The organism is Holtiella tumoricola (assembly GCF_027857615.1).
Taxonomy (GTDB): Bacteria; Bacillota; Clostridia; order Lachnospirales; family Cellulosilyticaceae; genus Holtiella; species Holtiella tumoricola.
Genome location: NZ_JAQIFT010000040.1, coordinates 97,655 through 118,961, shown reverse-complemented (window position 1 = coordinate 118,961; position 21,307 = coordinate 97,655). Strand labels below are relative to the sequence as shown.

Genomic DNA, 21,307 nt, shown 5'->3' with positions numbered 1-21,307 from the left:
GAAAAATAGAATAAAAGATATAAAATAGTATATATAAGTTGAATTGTTTTGTTTAAAATCTTCTAAGGATGTTAGCTTTTTTAACCTTTTTTACATAAAAAAATACACCACTTTCATCTAAAATTTCTAGAATCACGCAGTGTAAATGATATTCCAATGTCTTGTAAATATTACATCTCTCTAAATAACCCAATAACTTTTCCAATAATCTGTACATCTAAGCAGAAGATAGGATCCATAGTGTCATTTTCAGGTTGTAATCTTACACGATTCTTTTCTTTGAAGAAGCGTTTTACAGTAACTTCATCTCCAAGAAGTGCAACAACAATATCACCATTATTAGCTGATTCTTGTTGGCGTACAATCACGTAGTCTTGGTTCAAGATTCCAGCCTTGATCATACTTTCACCTTTTACGCGAAGCATATACACTTGACCATTACGTGTCATATGATTTGGAAGAGGATAGTACTCTTCAATTTGTTCAGCTGCAAGGATAGGCTCACCTGCAGTTACTGTTCCAAGTACAGGAACAGGTGTCACATGATCTGAGAGCCAGTTTTTAGATTCATCTATCACTTCAATCGCACGTGGCTTTGAAGGGTCTCTTTTAATAAAGCCTTTTGCTTCAAGGCTACTTAAATGACTGTGTACAGTAGAAGTAGACTTAAGACCTACAGCAAGGCAAATCTCTCTTACTGATGGCGGATAGCCGCGTTCCGCACTCACTTTTTTGATACAATCTAGGACGGCTTGTTGTTTAGCGGTTATATCCTTCATAGTATCCCTCTGTTCTAGTTGATTTTTCCTTATTATAACACAGCTTATTTCCAATATCAAACATTCGTTCGCTTTTATACTTAATTTTAAAATAAGAGGGATAGAGTGCCTATCACAATAAGCGTAAGGCCTATGGCAGATTTCTTTGTAAGTTTTTCTTTAAACACAATATAAGAAAAAGCAATGGTTACTAAAAGACTAAGTTTATCAATAGGAACGACTACACTTGCTGGTCCGTCTTGAAGGGCACGGTAATAGCAAAGCCAAGATGCGCCTGTTGCAAAACCAGATAAGACAATAAATAACCAGCTCTTTTGATTAATGGTTTTGATGGTATGTTGCTTGCCTGTAACAAATACAACCACCCATGCCATAATAAGGACAACAATAGTCCGTATAGCTGTTCCTAAATTAGAATCAATACCTTGTATACCCACTTTACCTAAAATGGATGTTAAGCTGGCAAAGACTGCTGCGCCTAAGGCATAAAAAAGCCAAGCCTTTCCTTTCACTTCGTGATCTTGTGCTTCTTTCTTTTGAATCATTAAGTATGTACCTATACCTATAAGCACAAGGGCAATAAAGGTGATGAACGTCATAGGTTCACCTAGGAAAATAAAGGCGAGTACCATGGTTAAAATGGTGCTTGATTTATCAATGGGTGTGACTTTATTCACATCTCCAAGTTGCAGTGCTTTGAAGTAGCACAGCCAAGAGGCTCCCGTTGCAAAGCCTGATAGAATAAGAAAGATAAATGTTGTGGTGTTGATACCACTTAATGTAGTATAAGAACCTGATATAAAGACCATCATCCAAGCAAAAACCAATACGACAATGGTTCTAAGAGCAGTCGCTACATTAGAATCTGTATTTTTGATCCCACATTTAGCTAAGATAGCTGTTAGTCCTGCAAAGAGTGCAGAACCAAAGGCAAAGAGTAACCACATTATAAATCCTCCTTTTTGAAAATAGATTTCATTTACTTGTATTTTAGCACCTTTTGGTAATAAAAGGGATACTTTATTGAAAAAAATTGCTTGACATTGAAATATCTATGAGCATATCTATGAGCTTTCCAATGCATTTAATAGATTTTATCATGAACATAAGATTCTTGCAGAGCAAGATTAGGTTAAACAATACTCATGGATTCAAGTCATTACCCTTACTAAGTCGATCCTTACAACTTGCTTAGATTTATTAGGTATTGAAGTCCCTGACAAGATGTAAAATGTATCATAAATGAGTCCTTGAATTCAATAAATATGACTATAGAATTTCGTTATTTAGTGTTATAAAATGAACTAGTCTATAATTATTTTATAATTAAAACTAGGAGAATCGTAATGAAACCTATAGACCTACAGCATTACAAAAAGATTTTATTTCTGGGGGATAGTATCACTTATCTTGCACACTATGTGAACTATATGGATACGTATTTAACAACACATTTTAATGAATCAAAACCTATGCTTATCAATTTAGGATTGAGTAGTGAAACGGCTTCAGGTCTTTCCGAAGATCATCATCCTTTCTTAAGACCTTGCATCTTTCAAAGACTTGAGCCTACTCTAGAGAAGATTCAGCCTGATTTAGTCATCGCATGTTATGGGATGAATGATGGCATTTATCATCCACCAAGTGACGAGCGCTTGGATGCATATCAAAAGGGTATGAGACAACTGGCAAAAATAGTGGAACAAAAAGGTTGTGATTTGGTTTGCCTAACGCCACCACCCTTTGATGCACAGATGATAGATCCAACTTGTCTCCAAGATGCGTATGGGGATGACTATGGGTTTATGAAACCTTATGAAGGATATGATCAAGTTTTACAAGACTATGGTAAGTGGCTTATGTCAGAACCGCTAGGTCTAGGCACTATTGATATTTATAGTGACGTTGCAGCCTATATTGATGCAAAACGTTTAGAAGATCCTCACTATGTATCAGGTGATGGCATCCATGTTTGTAGCATGGGACATTTCTTATTTACAAAAGCTCTATTAAAGCAACTTTTTAATATTTCTCTTCAGCGTGTCCCTGAATATGTAGAATATCCAGAACAAAATGTACTCTATAAACTTATCGAGTACAAGAATCACCTTATTAGTGATACATTGCTTGAGGATATTGGACATGGGAATGAAGCATTAGTTCTACAATCTGTTGGGATTGAAAACTTACAATCAAAAGTTGAAGCTGTGCAAATACAAATTAATGAACTCCTTTTACAAGAACAACCTTGTGAAGCCATTGAGACGATCACTTTTAAAGGGTATAAAGGCTATCAATTTTATAGCAAAGGAAGAGAATGTATCCTCATCGAACCTAAAGTACCAACCAAGATGCGTCATTGGGTATGGCGTGCAGAGTTCTTCGATGCTTTTAGCTATGCGGATATGGCACTTCTTGAAGCTGGTTGGCATCTTGCATACTGTAATCTAAGTGATATGTATGGCAATCCTCAATCTGTTGAACTGATGCACGACTTCTATACAAAAGTTGTTAAGGACTTTAACTTGAATTCTCAAGTAGATTTATTTGGATTTAGTAGAGGTGGCCTTTATGCCATGCACTATGCCAATGTCTATCCTGAAACATTAAGAAGTGTGTATTTAGATGCACCTGTACTCGATCTATGTAGTTGGCCAGGTGGTTTAGGAAAAGGGATTGGCTCATCTTTAGATTGGCAACAAGCCCTCTGGCAGTATGCTTTAGATGAAAAAGATGCAAAAACTTATTTTAAATCAAAAGCTTTAGAAGCAATGAATGACTTAGTAAGCACACAGATTCCTATTATTTTAGTGGCTGGAGATGCCGACGAAGTGGTGCCTTATGAAGAAAATGGTGAGGTATTAGTCCATTTATGCAAAGCCCAAGAAAAAGACATTACAGTTATCGTAAAACCTCATATTGGGCATCATCCTCACAGCTTAGAAGATCCAAGCCCAATTGTTACATTTATCCAATCCATATAACAAATTTCAAACTAAGGAGTCATCATCATGAATATTGGAGCCATTATTACACAAGGACCACAACCTTGGCAAATCATCCAACAAGTTGAAGGCAAAGCAAATATTTCGTTAAAAGGTACATATGATGTTCATGCACATTGTGAAGAAGCTAGAGTCTGGGCAAGAGTTGTCTTAGAAGATACCTTTGAAAATGTTATCAGATGGCAAGAAGCTACTAAAATGCAAGATGGCGAATGGGAAATCATTTTAAAAGAGGTACCTGCAGGTGGCCTCTATCGTATTGAAACTTGCTTAAAAGAAAATATAGGGAATCCTATAGAATGGGCGATGCGCGGGGATATGATTCACCATGTTGGCATCGGTGATCTCTTTGTTATAGCTGGGCAAAGTAATTCTGCTGGATATGGCAAAGGACCCGTATTTGATCCACCAGAATTAGGCATTCACTTACTCCGAAATAGTGGACAATGGGACTTAGCGAGCCATCCTTTTAATGAATCTACCCATACGCTTCATAGTATAAATCGTGAAGGGGCTAATCCAGGTCATTCACCTTATTTAAGTTTTGCCAAACGCTTAAAAAGAGACTTAGCCTATCCTATTGGATTGATTCAGACGGCTTTAGGCGGTTCACTACTTAGTGCGTGGAATCCTGAAGAAGAAGGCTATTTATACCACAATATGTTAGAAGTAATCCAATCAACGACAGATAAGATTAAAGGTGTATTATGGTATCAAGGATGTACTGATACAGATACCTTAGATTTAGCTCATTCTTATTTAGAACGTTTTAAGACAATGGTACAGGCATTAAGAAAAGACTTAAACCAACCCGAACTTCCAATATTGACGGTTCAGTTAAACCGGGTTGTTAATAACTTAGGTAATGAAACTGCACAAAATCATTCCGATGAAGGGTGGTCTATGGTAAGAGAAGCGCAACGTCAAGCAACAATGATCATAGATAATGTGTATATAATCCCATCTATTGATTCTACTTTATCAGATGCAATTCATAATGCTTCTCCAGCTAATATGGTATTAGGTGAAAGAACGGCACGACTTGCCTTAGAGCAACTTTATGACAAAGGTATTGAAGGAACCCCACCCAATCTTCAATCTGCTTCTTTATTAGATACAGGGTGCATAGAACTTACCTTTGCACCTGTTTATGAACGTTTAGAAAGTTTTGATGTGGCTGTAAGCGACTTAGCTTTCCAAATAGAAGATTCTATAGGTAAAATTGAACTTGCAAGTTACCAACTTCTAGGCAATCGTATCCAGTTCAAGATGAGTAGGAAGCCTGAAGGCGACTGTTATGTAAGTTGTGGTCAAGGACGATTTCCAAGAGGGGTTGTACCTATTGATCGTGGTGGTCAACTTCCCCTTTTACTTTTTAACAAAGTCAAAGTAAACCTTTATAATAAGTAAAGCTTTAGGTTATAAATCAATAAATAAAGCAGGAACCATCGTAAACCACGATTGTTCCTGCTTTTTAGTGTTCTTTGTTACAGCCAATAGTAATATCATTCGCATTGGCATAATCTGTAGACCATTTACAAATATCATGTAAGATCGGATCTAGGCTACGTCCACGCTCAGTTAAAGAATATTCTACTTTAGGTGGAATCTCCGGATAAACTTCTCGATGCACTAATCCTTTTTCTTCTAGGTCTCTTAATTGTGTTGTGAGCATCTTTTGTGTAATAGCTGGCATAAGCTTATCCAGTTCATTAAAGCGCTTAGCACCATCTAGAAGATGCCAGAGAATAATCAGTTTCCACTTGCCACCTATTAAATCCATTGTAAGCTCAAAAGAGCATTGATAGTTTTTTTGTAAACTTGCCATGTGTACCTCCAGTGATTTATGTACCATTAACTATAACATCATACTGTCAAAAAGGATAGTATATGATAAAAATGTAAGTACTTGTGGTATTGTTCTATATCGTTTACTATAACCCTATCAGTTAAGCATAAAATAAGATATGGTTTAAAAAGGAGACAATAATGAAGGTTGTAGCATTTAATGGAAGTCCCAAAAAAGAAGGTAATACGTATCATGCACTTAAAATGGTAGGCGATGAACTTAAAAAAAACGGTATTGATTTTGAAATTATCCATGTAGGAAACAAGGTGATTCGTGGTTGTATTGCATGTGGTCAATGTGCTAAAAACAAAAATGAACAATGTGCTCTAAAAACAGATGATGTCAATGAATGGATTCAAGTGATGAAAGAAGCCGATGGTATTTTATTAGGCTCACCTGTACACTTTGCTGGGATTGCAGGGACTATGAAATCCTTTTTAGATCGTGTCTTCTATGTTCATTCAACTAATGGGGGACTATTCCGTCATAAAGTAGGGGCAGCAGTGGTAAGTGTAAGAAGAAGTGGCGGTAGTGTGACTTTTGATGGTTTAAATCATTATCTTAATTATGCAGAGATGTATATGCCAACAACAAATTACTGGAACATCATTCATGGTGGTGCACCCGCTGAAGTTTATAAAGATGATGAAGGGATGCAAATTATGAGTGTTTTAGGTAAGAACATGGCCCATTTAATGAAAGTTCTTGAGAACTCAAAGACAAGTGCACCAGTATATGAGCCAAAAGTGTTTACCAACTTTATTCGTTAATTTAAGATAAGCGAGGGGTTAGAGGATGAAAGAAATCTTTTCTAGAGCAAGTGTTAGAAAGTTTAAAGAAAAAAAGTAGCAGTTTTCTCTACTCATAGAGAAAACTGCTACTTTTTTATCTTCTATTTAATCTCTCAATTTAACAATTCCAGCTGCCATACGGCGTCTTGCATCATCCATTTGAGCGTAGTGTTTCTTAGTGGTATTCACATCTTTATGTCCAAGAACATCTGCTACAAGATAAATATCGCCTGTTTCTTGATAGAGTGTGGTACCGTATGTAGAACGTAGCTTGTGAGGGGTAATGGTCTTAAGCTGAGTCACAAGCTGACTATATTTCTTGACAAGGATTTGAACACTTCGTACACTCATACGTTTATTTTGAAGCGAGAGGAAAAGTGGGGTATCATCCTCTTTACAAACCTTTTCTTCCCGTTCTTCTAGATAGTCTAGAAGGGCACGTTCAACTTCATTTCCAAAGTAAATAATGGTTTCATTACCACCTTTTCTTGTAATACGGATACCATTGTAGTTAAAGTCGATATCCTCTATATTAAGCCCTACACATTCGGAAACACGAATACCTGTCCCTAGTAGAAGGGAAATAAGGGCTAGGTCACGCTTCTTTGTATAAGCATGATAACGTTTTTGGTGATCGGTCAGATCTGTACCGTCTTCAACAGTATCTAAGAGTCTTGCCACCTCATCCACATCTAATTTGACAATAGGCTTCTCATGAATTTTAGGCATATCTACAAGCGCACTTGGATTCGTTAAGATACGTTGTTGTTTATAGAAGTATTGATAAAAGCTTTTAAGAGAAGAAAGCTTTCTAGCCTTTCCTTTTAATCCATTTTGATGGCTCACTATATCCTCATGACCTTCTTCTTTTTCATAGTAGGTTAAGTATTCTAAGTACATCTCTAGGTCACGTGGTGAAACCTTTTCAATGAGTTCTAGTGGAATCTCTCGTATACTATTAAGTGCTTTACAAGGTGGATATTCTTTATAAAGATACTCGAAAAAAAGTCTTAAGTCATAGGCATAAGCAAGGCGTGTATTCATACTGGTTGTATGCTCAATACCACGGAAAAAGTCAAAAAGATAAGGTGGAAGCTCACTTAAGATTTCACGCATCATTTTAGTAATATGTTTTTGTCTTTGGTCAGTATAGCTTGACATATTCTCACTCCCTTGATTTCCAACCGTCTATTTCACTACGCTCAATTGCACCAAAGAGTCTATTTGAAAGTTGTGGGATTTCTTTTTCAAGTGAATAAATAAGTTGCTTAGTTGTCTCTCGACGTGTGACACCATCTGCTGGACATGGGCTTTTGACAACAGGTAGGCCTTCTTTTTTTGCAAAGTACTTAATATCTCTTTCAGGTACATAAACAAGTGGGCGAATCAGTGTCACTTCACTACGATCTAAATAGGTCACCGGACTCATAGTATGGATACGTCCTTCATAAAATAGTGACATAAGTAATGTTTCATTGATGTCATCTTTATTATGTCCTAAAGCAATTTTATTACAACCAAGCTCTTTAGCAATATCATTTAAAGCACCTTTACGCATTTTAGAGCAAAGGGAGCATGGATTAGATTCTTTACGTTCATCAAATACAATTTGAGCAATTTGTGTCTCATAAACTGTATAGCGTACACCTAATTTTTCACAGAATGCCTTGACAGCACTAAGGTCAAAGTTATCAAAACCTAGTGAAATCGTAATAGCTTCTAACTCAAACTTCTTAGGATAGAAGTATTGTAAATGTCTAAGGGCAACAAGAAGGGCTAAACTATCTTTTCCAGCAGAGATCCCAATAGCAATACGATCTCCTTCTTCAATCATATTATAATCTTGAACAGCACGGCGAACGTAGCTGAGTAAATGTTGTATTTTCATATTTTGCGTCCTCCTTTAGTATAATTTTATTATAACCTTTTGTTTTTAGATTGGCTAGACTTAGCATGAAGCTGCCTAAATAGACACACTTTTGGAACTTTTTGTAGACGTGAAAAAAATTAATGACAAGTTGAGTTTTTTCTGCTAATATAATCGTTAAAAAATAAAAACCTAGCGCAAAGGAGACTCGTACTATGAAACGCTATTTAGATGTATGCCGTAAACTTCAAAAAGCTGATCTCGTATTAAAAAATGCTAAAATCTTAAATGTATTTACAAAAGAATGGATAGAAGGTGACTTAGCTATCTGTGACGGACGCATTATTGGGATTGGATCTTATGTTGGAGTCGAAGAGCAAGACTTATCAGGGCGCTTCGTTGTACCTGGTTTTATCGATAGCCATATCCATATTGAGTCCAGTATGATCTCCCCTTATGCCTTCAGCCATACAGTACTACCTTTTGGAACAACTACATTAATTGCAGATCCACATGAGATTGCCAATGTAAGTGGTTTAAATGGTATTCGTTATATGCTTAAAGAAAGCGAAAATTTACCTGTTTCTATTTACTATATGATGCCATCTTGTGTACCAGCAACACCAATGGAAAGTAGTGGTGCTATTTTAGACGCAGAGGATTTACAAGTTTTAATGGATCACCCACGTATTTTAGGTCTTGGCGAAATGATGAACTTCCCTGGTGTTTTGTTTGGAGACCCTAATGTTCATGCTAAACTTAAAGTGGCTGGTGATAAAGTAATAGATGGTCACGCACCTGGATTAAAAGGTGATGACTTAGTTGCTTATGCCTTTTCAGGCATTCAAACAGATCATGAGTGTAGTGAAATGGATGAGGTATTACAACGTTTGCGTTTAGGAATGGCCGTACAAATTCGTAAAGGTTCTGCAGCCAATAATCTCTATGATATTGTTAGTGAGCTGGTAAAGACCAACCTACCACTTGATCGCTGTGTATTTTGTACAGATGATAAACATATTGAACATATTTTTAAAGATGGTCATATCAATAGTAATATTCGTGAAAGCATTGCCCTTGGTATTGATCCAATTGAAGCCATTTGTATGGCAACTTACTATCCCGCACGCCTTTACCACTTAAATAAGAAGGGGGCACTTGCACCAGGTTACGATGCAGATCTTGTTATCTTTGATGATTTACAAGCAATAAACCCTACTCATGTTATGACTAATGGAAACTGGCAATATATAGCAGGTGAAAATGTAGGTTCAGCTCTACTTAATAATGTAGATAGACGTTATGAAGAAATACCAGGTATTTTCAATTCCGTTAATTGTGACCCGATCAAAGAAGAAGACTTAGTGATTCCGTTAGTAGGTAATCAAGCTTATGTTATGGGACTTATTGACTTCCAAATTCTCACAAGCAAATTAGTTTGTGAAGTACCAACTGAAGCGGGGCACTTTAAAGCAAATGAAACCTACTCAAAGCTTGCTGTATTTGAACGTCACCACTGCACAGGTCAAAAAGGCCTTGCCATTATCAAGAACTTTAATATCCGTAAAGGTGCCATTGCTCAAACCATTGCTCATGACTCCCATAACATTGTATGTGTAGGGGATAATGACCAAGATATGGTGCTTGCAGTGAATACACTCATTGAAAAACAAGGGGGGATTGTCATTGTATCAGAAGGAAAAGTCGTCGATCACCTCAACCTTCCAATTGCAGGACTTATGAGCCACTTAAGTGCGAGCCAAGTAACGGATAAACTAGCAGCCCTTTTAGCGGTTGCAAAAACTTTGGGAATTAATGATAAGATTGATCCATTCTTAACTTTAGCCTTTATGGCACTCCCTGTTATTCCAGAGCTTAAATTAACAGATAGAGGGCTCTTTGATGTAGGTGCCTTTAAACATATTCCTATTCAGCCAGAATAAATCATAGTAAATTTAATGTATAAATTTAAAATAAGTATCATATGTTAGAGATATATTCTTGATAAAACTTTGACCGTAGAGCTATTTCTTTTTAGAATAGCACTACGGTTTTTTATTAAAAAGAAAGGAGTAGCTCCATGTATTTCTATACCTCCTATCATGATACATTACTTTTTAAAGAAGAAACTTTGCCTGTACTACTTGAAAATGAAGCAGAGAACAACTTACTTATTGCAAGTATACTCAAATATGAATCCACACATCTAGAAGATCATGTCATGGGTACTGTGAAGAGTGAGAAGGGTGAAATACAAGCTATTATCGGAAAAGTTACACCATATAGTCTTTGTATTTATGCAAAGGAAGATACCAAGTGTCAAGAGGTGTTAAGCTTTTTAGCTAAAATAATGGTTGAAAGACAAATTGCTTTCCAAGGGATTGTAGGGAATGAGCACCTAATTGATGTATTTAGTACATTTTATAGCATCTATCAAAACGTGCGTCCAAGAGTACGTATGTATCTTAATGTGTATAAGTTAACAGAGCTTATACCTCTAGTAAAAGCTAAGGGACGGTTAAGACCCATAACTTATGAAGATTTATACTTTTTACCTTATTGGTTAAGAGACTTTCAGAAAGATTGTCATTTCCCTACATCAACATTGATGCAGAACTTTAGGGCTATCGAGCATATTATTAAACATCAATTCGCCTACATATGGGAAGATGACCATCCCGTTTCTATTGCAGCTAAAGGCAGACAATTTATGAATGGCTGTGCAGTATGTCAAGTTTATACCCCACCTTATTATCGTGGAAAGCAATATGCATCTAGTTGTGTTGCTGCTTTAAGTGAGAAACTTTTAGCTGAAGGAAATACCTTTACTGTACTGTATGCAGATAGAAATAATATCTCCTCAAATAAGGTCTATCAAAAAATGGGGTATAAACTTATCGGGCATGTAAAAGATATAGTCTTTACAAAATACTAAATGCACTATATAATCAAAAATACTAATTACAGAATAATTTATTTTTTTATAATTTATAATTTATAATTTTTAATTTTTAAGTTTAAAGTTTAAAGGTTAAGTGAGGGGGCAAGAAGAATGTATTATACCATTTATGAGAATGCAACACATTTTAAAGAAGAAACATTTCCTATGTTACTTAAAAATGAAGCAGCAAATAACTTACTTGTTGGCAATATATTAAGATTAGAAAAAAGTCCTATAGAAGGACGTCTTATGGCAACAGTCAAAGATGAAGCTGGTAACATCCTTGTCATAGCTGTTCATACACCACCTTTTAATCTTTGCCTCTACACACCTACAAAGGCTAAAGCACAAGAAGCATTACAGTTTTTAGCTAAAACACTTTATGAGAAAAAAATAAGTATACCAGGTGTTATCGGTGAAGATGAGACTGTAGAGACCTTTAGTTTATTTTATTGTACGTATACACGTCAACTAAGTAAAATAATAATGAGACTTAATGCCTATAAACTTACTACCGTCAATGCTTATCAAGCTATTAAAGGTTCTTTAGAATGTGCAACATTAGATGCGCTTTCTTATCTTCCTTATTGGCAAGAACACTTTATTAAAGAGTGTCATTTGCCTCCATCATCCTTTGATACCATTGTTAAGAGCATAGAAACAAGTCTTGAAAATGAAAGGTTTTATATATGGAAAGATAACCACCCTGTATCTATGGTAGGCAAAGGGCGCCAACTTAAAAATGGAATCGTCATTTCAAATGTTTATACCCCACCTTACTTTAGAAACCAACATTATGCTACAGCCTGTGTAGGCACAATTAGTCAAAGACTTTTAGATGAAGGCCATGACTTTGTTGCGCTTTTTGCAGATAGAGATAATCCTATCTCCAACAAAATGTATGAAGCCATCGGCTATCAGTTAGTTGGCTATACAAAACAAATCCATTTTACAAAAAATTAAGGGATTCTTCTTTAAAACGTATAAAAAAACACTTACGCATTACACTAATGGTAAGTGTTTTTTTGATTGAAAAAATGTGCCAAGACAAGGAGAAGATGATGAAACAATCTAGACTTGTAAAAGAATATGCCTTTATTATTATTGGAACCTTATTAGTTGCTTTCGGTGTGAACTGGTTTTTAGCACCTAATGGACTTGTAACAGGAGGAATTTCTGGGATCGGGATTATTCTACAAAATGTATCCGGTGCATTCTTAGGTTTCTCTATTCCTCTATGGATGACCACCATTGTCCTTAATATCCCTCTTTTTCTCATAAGCATTAAGCAACGTGGGTTTGCCTTTGCTAAGAAATCAGCAGTTGCTGTACTCAGTTTATCTGTAGCCTTAGCCATTGTAGAACATATTCCTAATCCATTTTGGGTAGGGGATGATCTTTTAGTATGTTGTTTGTTTGGTGGTGCTCTTTCCGGGTTAGGGATAGGCTTTGTCCTTCGAAGTTCGGCAAGTACAGGTGGAACAGATATGCTTGCATCTATTATTCGTTTCAACCATCCTAAATTTCCTATAGCCAAATTAATGCTTGGGATTGATGGTCTAATTATCCTTACAGGACTTTTTGTATTTGGTGCAGATAAGGCTATGTATGCCATCGTTGCTGTCTTTGTAAGTACACGTATTGTCAATAACGTTTTAGCAGGTCTACATTATGCCAAAGCCGTCTTTATTATGTCTGAAAAAAATGATGCCATCGCCAAAGGGATTATGGAACAAATTGTCCGTGGTGTAACAGGCTTAAGTGCAAGAGGTATGTATACCAAGCATACCAAAGAAATGCTTTTTGTTGTTGTTTCTCAAAAGCAAATTTCTGATTTGCGTAATCTCATTCAAGAAATTGATCCAAAAGCCTTTGTAACCATAGCAGATGTACGAGAAGTTTTAGGTCAAGGCTTTATTGAAGATTATAATTCTATTATGTAAGAAGTAAACAGGAGTAGATGCTAAAATAAGCAATTACTCCTGTTTTATTATTGAAAATACCCTCTATAAAGGTGAAAAAGTGCCCTTTAAAACATATTCGAACATATGTTCTCGAGTTTAAAAATGGTCATTTATTCAAGAAGTTGAAGATAATAATTTGAATTTTAATCTAAATTTTGATATGATGGGATCAGTTTAATAATAATCTTTAAAGGAATAGAAAGGATGACCTTTAATGGAATCACCAAAAATGGAAAAACTCACAGCCCTTGCAAAAACACGTTTTTTAAGTCTTTATGATGCTGAATATAAGAATCGTAAAGGTGAACCTAAACACTGGATCATTGCTTCACGCAAAAGCTATGAAGATCTCGAAAACCTTTACTTCAATCATGGAGAAGAAAAAACAGATGCTGTTGTACTTGTAGCTATTCACCAAGAGACACATCAGCTTGTACTCATTAGACAATTCCGTATGCCACTCAATGACTTTATCTATGAACTTCCAGCAGGTCTTATCGATGAAGGTGAAGATGCAAACAGTACAATAGGACGTGAACTAAGAGAAGAAACGGGACTTGAGCTTATAGAAGTTACTCACTTACAAGATAAACTCTATTTATCAGCAGGTATGACTGATGAGTCTGTAGCCCTTGTTTATTGTACTTGTAAAGGAGCCGTTTCTACAGAGTATTTAGAAGCAGATGAAACAATAGAACCTATACTTGTATCTAAAGAAGAGGCTCAAAAGATCCTTGAAAGCGGTTCGAAATTGGATATTAAAACCTACTTAGTCCTACAACAGTTTATATTGGGTATGCTTTAAGGCATTGCCAGTATTTCTCACTTGTCTTTTAAACCTCTAAGGCCTATAATTATAAATCTACCCGAAAAAAAGGTAGAAGATTCAAAAAGAAAAGAGGTTTAAAAGCATTATGAAAAAAAACAGTTTACTTAATTTATTAATGTATTTTGTGATATCTACTATTGCTAACTAATAGCCTAGTAGATATTTTTATTTTAGACTCCATATGACTTCTAAGTAATTAAAGTATGTACTTTAAGAGACTTTTAAATATATATTATAAATAGAACCATCTTGACAGCAATTTGTATCTATGCTAATATTCAATAAAATTTAATCAACTCAAATACATTGAAAAGGAAAGTACATTTAGAATGTCTTTTACAGAGAGCTTCGGAAGCTGAAAAGAAGCAAAGTCTACTAGATCGAAAATGGCCTTGGAGTAGTGCCCTCGACAGTTTAAGTCATTTCTTAAATTTAGAGTGCAACAGGTTCGCCTGTTATAGCGATAGAGTATAATCATCTTAAAGATGCCGTACTTGAAGAGGCTTATACTGTGAAGTATAAGTGAATTAGAGTGGTACCACGAGTCTATAACGACCTCGTCTCTATAGTAAATAGCTATAGAACGAGGTCTTTTTTATTGTTCAAAAAAGATTAATTTAAGGAGGCGTATCAGATGAATATTTTAATTGGAGGCGCATGGCCATATGCGAATGGCACATTACACGTAGGAAGAATCGCAGCACTTGTACCAGGAGATGTACTCGCTAGATACCATAGGCAAAAAGGAGATCAAGTACTTTATGTATCTGGTAGTGATTGTCATGGAACACCTATATCGGTAAGAGCAAAGAAAGAGGGCATAGAACCCATAGCAATTGCTACAAAGTATCATCAGTCTTTTGTACATTGCTTTGATAAATTAGGTTTTTCTTATGACCTGTATACACGTACAGATCATTCTTACCACAAAGAGGAAGTTAAAGACATTATTAAAACCCTTTATGAGAAAGGTTATATTTATGAAAAGATTATCGATCAAGTCTATTGTGAAGTATGTGAGCAGTTTCTTCCAGATCGCTATGTAGAAGGTAAATGTCCAATATGTGGGCAGACTGCAAGAGGAGACCAGTGTGATTATTGCCAAAGTTTACTTGATCCTCTCGACTTAAGTGAAAGAGTATGTAAAACATGTGGTCATACCCCTATTGTGAAACCGACTAAACAACTTTATTTTGCACTTTCTAAGTTTGAAGAAGAGCTTAGAGCTTATGTTAAAAAGAACCAAGAAAATTGGCGATTCAATGCACTACAGACAGCCGAACGATACATTAATGAAGGACTTCAAGACCGAGCCATTACGAGAGACTTACCATGGGGCATAGATGTGCCTATTGCAGGTTACGAAGATAAAAAGATTTACGTTTGGATTGATGCCATATTAGGCTATTTTACAGCAAGCAAAAAATGGGCATCCACACATGGAAAAGATTTTGAAGACTTTTGGAATGCCGAGACACGTTCTTACTATGTACATGGCAAAGATAATATTCCATTTCATAATGTGATTTTGCCAGCACTACTTATAGGTTTAGGTATAGATGGCTTGCCAAGTCATATTATTTCTAGTGAGTATATTACTCTAGAAGGCCGTAAACTTTCAACCAGTGAAAATTGGGCAATCTGGGTAGAAGATCTTATAGAGACTTATCATCCAGACAGTATTCGCTATATCTTACTTGCCAATGGACCTGAAAAGCGAGATGCAGACTTTTCTTGTAAAGAACTTGTCAATTTAAACAATGCAGACTTAGTAGGCGCTTATGGTAATTTAGTCAATCGCATATTAGCATTTATTAAGAAAAGCTTTAGGGGTGAAATTAGAACGTGTGAAGTAGAGTCACATTTAATGGATAGGATTCATACACTTTATGAAGCAGTTGGTGTATGTATTGAAAAAGGTGAATTCAAAGCTGCACTCAAATACATTTTTGAGTTTATACGTGCAACCAATAAGTACTTTGATGAAGAAAGACCTTGGTCAACTTTTAAAGATGCGCCTGATCGCTGCTACCATACACTTTATCAATGTACTTACTGTATAGCTAATATCAGTAACTTATTAAACCCTTTCTTACCTTTTTCCTCACAAGAGGTCAGAAACTTCTTAGATTTAGAGGATGTAACTTGGCAACCTATAAGTTTAAAAGAAACGACATTACCAGAGCTTAAACTCCTATTTACCCGTCTAGAAAAATAAAGAAAAGGGCTTTTCCAATCTATAGCATAAGGAAAAGCCCTATATAGGTTAAAAATTGACGATGATTTTATGATTCTAACACAAAATATAGTGTATTTTTACGTTATGATTTATTTTTATAATATACTATAATTAATATATAAAAATTCAGATTAATCAATGTGAGATTTAACGTACAAATACATAAACTATTTAAAGGAGAATCATAATGATTAGATACACGACAAGCCTAGAACATATTGATAATAGCCAATTAGACGGATTTTTTGTGGGATGGCCTAATCCACCCTCTATTACCAAACATAAGGAGCTTCTAGAAAAAAGTAGTTATGTCTGGTTAGCTATAGACCAAGATACTGAACAGGTTATAGGGTTTATAACAGCCATTTCAGATGATGTATTAAGTGCTTATATTCCTTTTTTAGAGGTTTTACCAAGTTATCAAAAGCAAGGAATTGGAACCGAATTAGTTAAACACATGCTAGAAAGCCTTCAACATCTTTATATGATAGATTTACTTTGTGATGAAGAAGTTACAACCTTTTATAAACGCTTTAAGATGTTTGAATGTAAGGCGATGTGTTTTCGCAACTATAATAGACAAAGTGGTCAGTAGGCCTTATCGCATAAACCCACTAATAAAGGAGAGAATCACTTTATGCTTAATAAATCACACGAACAAATGACTTGTCAACCTATATGGATTGATGATCCATCTGATTATAAAGAACTTGAAATATTGTGTCATAAGATTAAACCTGAGTTACATCTTATAAAAATAGGATATTATTACGATCATTCAGAACCAGAAGGGCGTACATATGATGTATATCAACTTATTACCAAAGAGGGAACATATGTTCTAAAGCGTACGAAGCGTAAGGAAGCAACTATTTATGAGAATTTTTTAGGTGCATGTGATTTTGCTGTACCCCATCTATTAGGTTATATAGAAGAGCAAGATACAACTTGGATTCTTCTCGAACATATCCAAGGGCGTGATCTTAAACAATTCAATGAATCTATAGCCCTTGCTTGTGCAAGAGAACTTACAAAAATATTTAATACCTATTGGCAAGAACACAATTTTGAGGTAACTAAGCTAGATGATCGTTTTGAGCAATATTGGGAGCGTATTAATAGACGTAGACAATGTTTAAAAGAACTTCCACAACTTAAAGAGGCATATGACCTTTTTTTGGCAAGGCAACGTACTTGCCCAAGAACACTTTGTAATGGTGACTTACTTCAATGTAATGCCTTATATAATGAAGATAATGTAACCTTTATCGATTGGGCTTTTGGTGGGATTATGCCTTATGCACTAGATATTGCAAGACTTATTGCACACGGAGCAGAGGTTGATGATCCTTTTTATATGACAGATGACCTAAGAATGCTTTTTCTTGAAAATGTTTATAAGCAATTAGTACGTACCCACTTGTCCTATGAACAGTTTATATGGGATATTAAATTAGCTTGCTTAAATGAATGTATTGAGTTCATTGAACAAGAACTCCTAAATCCAGATAAAGAGAGAGATCATTACTTTGATTATTATCTAAAAAGAGCAAATCTATTAGCAAAAGACTTATTAATAAATCAATACGACACAAGGTAGTTTAGAGATATAAAATATAAATGGTATCCTATAGAATCAGCAAGCTTTCTTTGCAAATTCCTTTGACACTAAAACTCATCAGGTCATCTTCTATAAAGGTATAGCTATTGGCCTATTAGAAACCTTTATTAACGATCATAAAATAGATGTTATCGAGTTAGAGCTCCTACCAGAATATCAAGGTAAACAAATTGGTAGCTCTATCTTAAAAGATATTCTAAAAACAGCAAACCAAAATAACATGAAAGTCGGTATCGGATGCTTTAAGCAAAATGTTAGGGCAAAGAAGCTTTATGAAAAATTAGGCTTTCAACAGATAAAAGAAACCACTACTCATTATATTTTAGAATACTAAAACAAAACCACCTATAAGTTGCCTAAACTTAATAGGTGGCTTTATTATTTAACAAACTTATTTAAAGCTTCGTAAAGGTCATCAAGCGCTTCTGTATTACCTTCTTCAATAGCATGTACGACACAATGTTCAATATGTTCTTGTAAAATAAGTTTTCCTAGATTGTTTAAGGCAGATTTGACAGCAGCTATTTGTATGAGAACTTCAGTACAATCTTTTTCTTCAATACACATTCTCTTAATAGCTTCTGTATGTCCAATAATACGTGATAAACGATTAATCACTTGTTTTTGATTGGGATGGCTATGTTTTTCCACTGATTCATCTCCTTTTCGCTTTCACTATTCAAGCATAATAGTAGTATACCATTTTCCTCTTAAAAAGCGATACATAAGTAGAAGTCCTCGAAGTAAAATATCTAGAGAATAAGCGAGCCATATCCCAACAAGTCCTAAGTTAAAGATAACAGCAAAAAGATAACCAAATACTACGCGTATCCCCCATACCCCCATAAGAGTCGCATACATTGGGAATTTGGTATCTCCTGCGCCTTGAAGTGCACTAGCAATAACATTTGTAATGGATAGAAACGGTTGGAATAAAGCAATAATTCTTAAAACGTTTACAACAAGGCTTTGGATTTCCATATCATTAGTAAATAGACTTGCAAGTATCGGAGCAGTAGTAAAGAAAAAGAGACCTATTAGAATCATAACAATTGTAGAAAGTATATTAGCCACTAATCCATATTGTTTGGCCAATTGGACGTTTTTAGCACCTAAGCTTTGCCCCACTAAAGTAGCCGCAGCAATGCCAAATCCCATTGCTGGTAAGTAGGAGTAGCTTTCGATAGTCCCTGCAATATTGTGTGCCACATAAGCACTTGTGCCTAATGAGAGAATGACAGATCCATAGACCATTTGTCCTGCACGCATAATTAACTTCTCAATACCTGCAGGCATACCTATGCCTAAGATAGATAGAAAAACCTTTTTATCTAATATCCAGCGATCTCTTAGCTGAAATTTAATTATTCTATTTCCATGATAAAGTTTAAAGATTAAAATACTGACTGCTACAATCCTAGAAAGAGTAGTAGCAAGCCCTGCACCAACTATCCCTAGTGCGGGTATATTAAAAAGTCCAAAAATTAAAACATAGTTTAGAATCATATTAAGTAGATTAGCAACAACTGCAGCAATCATCGGTGTTTTTGTATCGCCCATACTCCTAAGTGTACTCGATAGAATCATCATTAAGCTTAAAAAGACGCATGGAATACCTACTGTATAAAAGTACGGAATGGCATATTTTAAAACATTTGTCTCTGTACCTAAAAGTAGGAGTAGTGGTTTAGCTACAATAAAGCTTAGAAGTCCAAGCACTAACCCAATACTACATGCTAAGATTATTGCTTGTTGCATACTTACCTTTGCTTTTTTTAGCTCTTTTAATCCTATGTAACGTGCAATAATAGCACTAGCCCCTACACTAATAGCGGTAATAAAAGCAATAAAAATATTCATAACCAAATTTACAGAGCCAATTGCTGCAATAGCCTCTGGTGCAAGCTTGCCTGCAAAATAAGTATCTGTTGTACCTAATAAAACTTGTAAAATGTTTTCTATAATTACAGGAAATGCTAATAATAGAATAACCTTTGAGTGTGATAGAAATGTATGAATCATATCATATCCTTTCTGAATATTTTATAACCCCCTACAGGGGATATAGCTATTATATGTTGTCATCCTAAATAAAACAATATTTGCTAGATATTATTTTAAAGTTTTAATAATGTATAATTTTTAATTAAAATATGTTTTTTAGTCTCATAATAAATGTTATAGTAAAACTAGACATTAAAAGATTATATAATCATTTAATTTTATATAAAGTTAAATAAGGAGGACTTATGCCTTACACAATAGAAGCTTTATTTATTGATCGTGATGGAACGATTGGTAACAACAATTACATAAGCTATTTTAGTGAAAACTGGCTCTGGGGAAGAAGCGTTAGGAAAATATAGAGATAAATAGAAAGACGTCCAACCTATTTATATAGCTGAACACTTACTTGATGCAATAGAATGGCTATTACAAAATAAGATTCCATAAAATATAAAGGGGGGTAGAAGATGTTAACAACTATAGAATGGGAAGAAATTAATCAGACAATAGACTTTGCATGGGCATGTTGCAAAGAAATACATACAACGTGTTATCCTCTTAGAAAAACAAAAGAAGACTTAGCTGCTGGACTTAAAAATGGGTTTAATTACGTTGATGATGAAGTCTTAGGCTATTTTGAAGAGAATACTCTAAAAGGTGTTATAAATCTATATGTGGAACGTCCTGAAAAGTATATACAGGCTAGAGTATATGTATTAAATCACTTTGATAAAGTAATGGAAGAACTCCTTATCTACTTACACACACATTATGAAGGGTTTGAAGTACAATTGGGTTATCCAAAAGAAAATGTAATGGCTATCCAGTGGTTAAAAGCTCATGGATATACATGTATTGAAGCAAGTAATGATCTACGATTAAATGTGACTCATTTAAAAAGAAGTACCAAGAACTATTCTCATGTTTCACGTTTATCAAAAGAAGATTTTAAAACATATGCATTTTTTCATGATATCTATGCACAGGGAATGTATTGGAATAGTAGAAGATTAGAGGAAGATTTTAATAATTGGTACATTCATATCTATAAGGATGAAGATCATATTTTAGGAAGTATCTTTACACGTTTATGCAAAGATAATATGGCAGAAGTGTTTGGTGTATTTGTAAAAGATCAAATAAATCTTCAAAAGATTTATGAAGCACTCCTTAATGTTGCCTTTATTGATATCCTTGATCATGAAGCTCATATTAACTGCATTGTATTTTTTATAGATGAAACAGATCCTATTTTATATGAAGAAGCTGAAAAAATAGGTTTTAAGTACTCAGGTAGCTACCAAGGGTATTTACTAAAGATATGAGTAAAATAATTAAAGAAGCATCATCCAAGCACATGATTTGGCATCATTTGATATCAAATTAATTCCTAAAGCACAAGGTAAGGGATTGCA

Annotated in this window: 20 protein-coding genes, 1 pseudogene and 1 other annotated feature; of the genes and pseudogenes, 14 read left to right on the top strand and 7 right to left on the bottom strand. The window is 34.9% G+C overall.

What is annotated here, in order from left to right; genetic code table 11:
• Nucleotides 1–170 precede the first annotated feature (170 nt).
• Together lexA and PBV87_RS09510 are read right to left on the bottom strand one after the other, a co-directional pair.
• The gene (lexA, locus tag PBV87_RS09515) at nt 171–779 is read right to left on the bottom strand and encodes a transcriptional repressor LexA (protein WP_053983502.1); all 609 of its coding nucleotides are present in this window, start codon (nt 777–779) and stop codon (nt 171–173) included.
• Nucleotides 780–865: 86 nt separating this feature from the next.
• On the bottom strand, nt 866–1,726 hold the full coding sequence (locus PBV87_RS09510) for an EamA family transporter (protein WP_271012070.1): 861 nt from the start codon (nt 1,724–1,726) through the stop codon (nt 866–868).
• 103 nt (nt 1,727–1,829) lie between these two features.
• On the opposite strand from PBV87_RS09510, the gene PBV87_RS23065 reads away from it, so the two are divergent.
• The 3 genes from PBV87_RS23065 to PBV87_RS09495 all read left to right on the top strand — a co-directional run bounded on the left by PBV87_RS23065 (nt 1,830) and on the right by PBV87_RS09495 (nt 5,194).
• A complete protein-coding gene (locus PBV87_RS23065) occupies nt 1,830–1,910 on the top strand; it encodes a hypothetical protein (protein WP_416388423.1) in 81 nt (26 codons plus the stop codon).
• Between the two features lie 215 nt (nt 1,911–2,125).
• A complete protein-coding gene (locus PBV87_RS09500; RefSeq protein ID WP_271012069.1) occupies nt 2,126–3,763 on the top strand; it encodes a GDSL-type esterase/lipase family protein in 1,638 nt (545 codons plus the stop codon).
• 27 nt (nt 3,764–3,790) lie between these two features.
• Nucleotides 3,791–5,194: a sialate O-acetylesterase gene (locus PBV87_RS09495; protein WP_271012068.1), complete on the top strand. Its 1,404-nt coding sequence runs from the start codon at nt 3,791–3,793 to the stop codon at nt 5,192–5,194.
• Nucleotides 5,195–5,258: 64 nt separating this feature from the next.
• Here the strand turns inward: PBV87_RS09495 and PBV87_RS09490 are convergent, their stop codons facing one another.
• Complete coding sequence (locus PBV87_RS09490) at nt 5,259–5,612, bottom strand: winged helix-turn-helix transcriptional regulator (RefSeq protein ID WP_271012067.1); 354 nt, start codon at nt 5,610–5,612, stop codon at nt 5,259–5,261.
• A 161-nt stretch (nt 5,613–5,773) separates the two neighbouring features.
• Between PBV87_RS09490 and PBV87_RS09485 the strand changes: the two genes are divergently transcribed.
• On the top strand, nt 5,774–6,403 hold the full coding sequence (locus tag PBV87_RS09485; protein ID WP_271012066.1) for a flavodoxin family protein: 630 nt from the start codon (nt 5,774–5,776) through the stop codon (nt 6,401–6,403).
• Between the two features lie 126 nt (nt 6,404–6,529).
• On the opposite strand, the gene PBV87_RS09480 is transcribed toward PBV87_RS09485, so the two are convergent.
• Together PBV87_RS09480 and PBV87_RS09475 are read right to left on the bottom strand one after the other, a co-directional pair.
• Nucleotides 6,530–7,585 (bottom strand): tyrosine-type recombinase/integrase, encoded by a 1,056-nt coding sequence (locus tag PBV87_RS09480; RefSeq protein ID WP_271012065.1) that lies wholly within the window; start codon nt 7,583–7,585, stop codon nt 6,530–6,532.
• Nucleotides 7,586–7,589: 4 nt separating this feature from the next.
• Nucleotides 7,590–8,312 (bottom strand): tRNA 2-thiocytidine biosynthesis TtcA family protein, encoded by a 723-nt coding sequence (locus tag PBV87_RS09475; protein WP_053983493.1) that lies wholly within the window; start codon nt 8,310–8,312, stop codon nt 7,590–7,592.
• A 194-nt stretch (nt 8,313–8,506) separates the two neighbouring features.
• Here PBV87_RS09475 and ade point away from each other — a divergent pair, with 194 nt between their 5' ends.
• The 9 genes and pseudogenes from ade to PBV87_RS23060 all read left to right on the top strand — a co-directional run.
• Complete coding sequence (gene ade, locus PBV87_RS09470; RefSeq protein WP_271012064.1) at nt 8,507–10,234, top strand: adenine deaminase; 1,728 nt, start codon at nt 8,507–8,509, stop codon at nt 10,232–10,234.
• A gap of 137 nt (nt 10,235–10,371) precedes the next feature.
• Entirely contained in the window at nt 10,372–11,226 is an 855-nt protein-coding gene (locus PBV87_RS09465) for a GNAT family N-acetyltransferase (protein ID WP_271012063.1), read from the top strand.
• Between the two features lie 117 nt (nt 11,227–11,343).
• Complete coding sequence (locus PBV87_RS09460; protein WP_271012062.1) at nt 11,344–12,195, top strand: GNAT family N-acetyltransferase; 852 nt, start codon at nt 11,344–11,346, stop codon at nt 12,193–12,195.
• 98 nt (nt 12,196–12,293) lie between these two features.
• Nucleotides 12,294–13,175, top strand: coding sequence for a YitT family protein (locus PBV87_RS09455; RefSeq protein ID WP_053983489.1), 882 nt, complete (start codon nt 12,294–12,296; stop codon nt 13,173–13,175).
• A 235-nt stretch (nt 13,176–13,410) separates the two neighbouring features.
• Entirely contained in the window at nt 13,411–14,001 is a 591-nt protein-coding gene (locus PBV87_RS09450) for an NUDIX hydrolase (protein WP_271012061.1), read from the top strand.
• 321 nt (nt 14,002–14,322) lie between these two features.
• Nucleotides 14,323–14,593: a binding site (T-box leader), on the top strand.
• Nucleotides 14,594–14,659: 66 nt separating this feature from the next.
• Nucleotides 14,660–16,243 carry a methionine--tRNA ligase gene (metG, locus tag PBV87_RS09445; protein ID WP_271012060.1) on the top strand — a complete coding sequence of 528 codons (1,584 nt, stop codon included), beginning with the start codon at nt 14,660–14,662 and terminating at the stop codon, nt 16,241–16,243.
• Between the two features lie 208 nt (nt 16,244–16,451).
• Complete coding sequence (locus tag PBV87_RS09440) at nt 16,452–16,859, top strand: GNAT family N-acetyltransferase (protein ID WP_271012059.1); 408 nt, start codon at nt 16,452–16,454, stop codon at nt 16,857–16,859.
• A 42-nt stretch (nt 16,860–16,901) separates the two neighbouring features.
• Nucleotides 16,902–17,864, top strand: coding sequence for a phosphotransferase family protein (locus PBV87_RS09435; RefSeq protein ID WP_271012058.1), 963 nt, complete (start codon nt 16,902–16,904; stop codon nt 17,862–17,864).
• Nucleotides 17,865–17,946: 82 nt separating this feature from the next.
• A pseudogene (locus tag PBV87_RS23060) lies at nt 17,947–18,219 on the top strand (GNAT family N-acetyltransferase); the annotation flags it as partial.
• A gap of 44 nt (nt 18,220–18,263) precedes the next feature.
• Here the strand turns inward: PBV87_RS23060 and PBV87_RS09430 are convergent.
• Nucleotides 18,264–18,536: a metal-sensing transcriptional repressor gene (locus PBV87_RS09430; RefSeq protein ID WP_271012057.1), complete on the bottom strand. Its 273-nt coding sequence runs from the start codon at nt 18,534–18,536 to the stop codon at nt 18,264–18,266.
• A 24-nt stretch (nt 18,537–18,560) separates the two neighbouring features.
• On the bottom strand, nt 18,561–19,907 hold the full coding sequence (locus PBV87_RS09425; protein WP_271012056.1) for an MATE family efflux transporter: 1,347 nt from the start codon (nt 19,905–19,907) through the stop codon (nt 18,561–18,563).
• A 452-nt stretch (nt 19,908–20,359) separates the two neighbouring features.
• On the opposite strand from PBV87_RS09425, the gene PBV87_RS09420 reads away from it, so the two are divergent.
• On the top strand, nt 20,360–21,217 hold the full coding sequence (locus PBV87_RS09420; RefSeq protein ID WP_271012055.1) for a hypothetical protein: 858 nt from the start codon (nt 20,360–20,362) through the stop codon (nt 21,215–21,217).
• Nucleotides 21,218–21,307 lie beyond the last annotated feature (90 nt).

Excerpts from the sequence above, each read along its gene's own strand:
- lexA (WP_053983502.1), bottom strand. The coding sequence starts at position 779 with ATGAAGGATATAACCGCTAAACAACAAGCCGTCCTAGATTGTATCAAA.
- PBV87_RS09510 (WP_271012070.1), bottom strand. The coding sequence starts at position 1,726 with ATGTGGTTACTCTTTGCCTTTGGTTCTGCACTCTTTGCAGGACTAACA.
- PBV87_RS09500 (WP_271012069.1), top strand. The coding sequence starts at position 2,126 with ATGAAACCTATAGACCTACAGCATTACAAAAAGATTTTATTTCTGGGG.
- PBV87_RS09495 (WP_271012068.1), top strand. The coding sequence starts at position 3,791 with ATGAATATTGGAGCCATTATTACACAAGGACCACAACCTTGGCAAATC.
- PBV87_RS09490 (WP_271012067.1), bottom strand. The coding sequence starts at position 5,612 with ATGGCAAGTTTACAAAAAAACTATCAATGCTCTTTTGAGCTTACAATG.
- PBV87_RS09485 (WP_271012066.1), top strand. The coding sequence starts at position 5,774 with ATGAAGGTTGTAGCATTTAATGGAAGTCCCAAAAAAGAAGGTAATACG.
- PBV87_RS09480 (WP_271012065.1), bottom strand. The coding sequence starts at position 7,585 with ATGTCAAGCTATACTGACCAAAGACAAAAACATATTACTAAAATGATG.
- PBV87_RS09475 (WP_053983493.1), bottom strand. The coding sequence starts at position 8,312 with ATGAAAATACAACATTTACTCAGCTACGTTCGCCGTGCTGTTCAAGAT.
- ade (WP_271012064.1), top strand. The coding sequence starts at position 8,507 with ATGAAACGCTATTTAGATGTATGCCGTAAACTTCAAAAAGCTGATCTC.
- PBV87_RS09465 (WP_271012063.1), top strand. The coding sequence starts at position 10,372 with ATGTATTTCTATACCTCCTATCATGATACATTACTTTTTAAAGAAGAA.
- PBV87_RS09460 (WP_271012062.1), top strand. The coding sequence starts at position 11,344 with ATGTATTATACCATTTATGAGAATGCAACACATTTTAAAGAAGAAACA.
- PBV87_RS09455 (WP_053983489.1), top strand. The coding sequence starts at position 12,294 with ATGAAACAATCTAGACTTGTAAAAGAATATGCCTTTATTATTATTGGA.
- PBV87_RS09450 (WP_271012061.1), top strand. The coding sequence starts at position 13,411 with ATGGAATCACCAAAAATGGAAAAACTCACAGCCCTTGCAAAAACACGT.
- metG (WP_271012060.1), top strand. The coding sequence starts at position 14,660 with ATGAATATTTTAATTGGAGGCGCATGGCCATATGCGAATGGCACATTA.
- PBV87_RS09440 (WP_271012059.1), top strand. The coding sequence starts at position 16,452 with ATGATTAGATACACGACAAGCCTAGAACATATTGATAATAGCCAATTA.
- PBV87_RS09435 (WP_271012058.1), top strand. The coding sequence starts at position 16,902 with ATGCTTAATAAATCACACGAACAAATGACTTGTCAACCTATATGGATT.
- PBV87_RS09425 (WP_271012056.1), bottom strand. The coding sequence starts at position 19,907 with ATGATTCATACATTTCTATCACACTCAAAGGTTATTCTATTATTAGCA.
- PBV87_RS09420 (WP_271012055.1), top strand. The coding sequence starts at position 20,360 with ATGTTAACAACTATAGAATGGGAAGAAATTAATCAGACAATAGACTTT.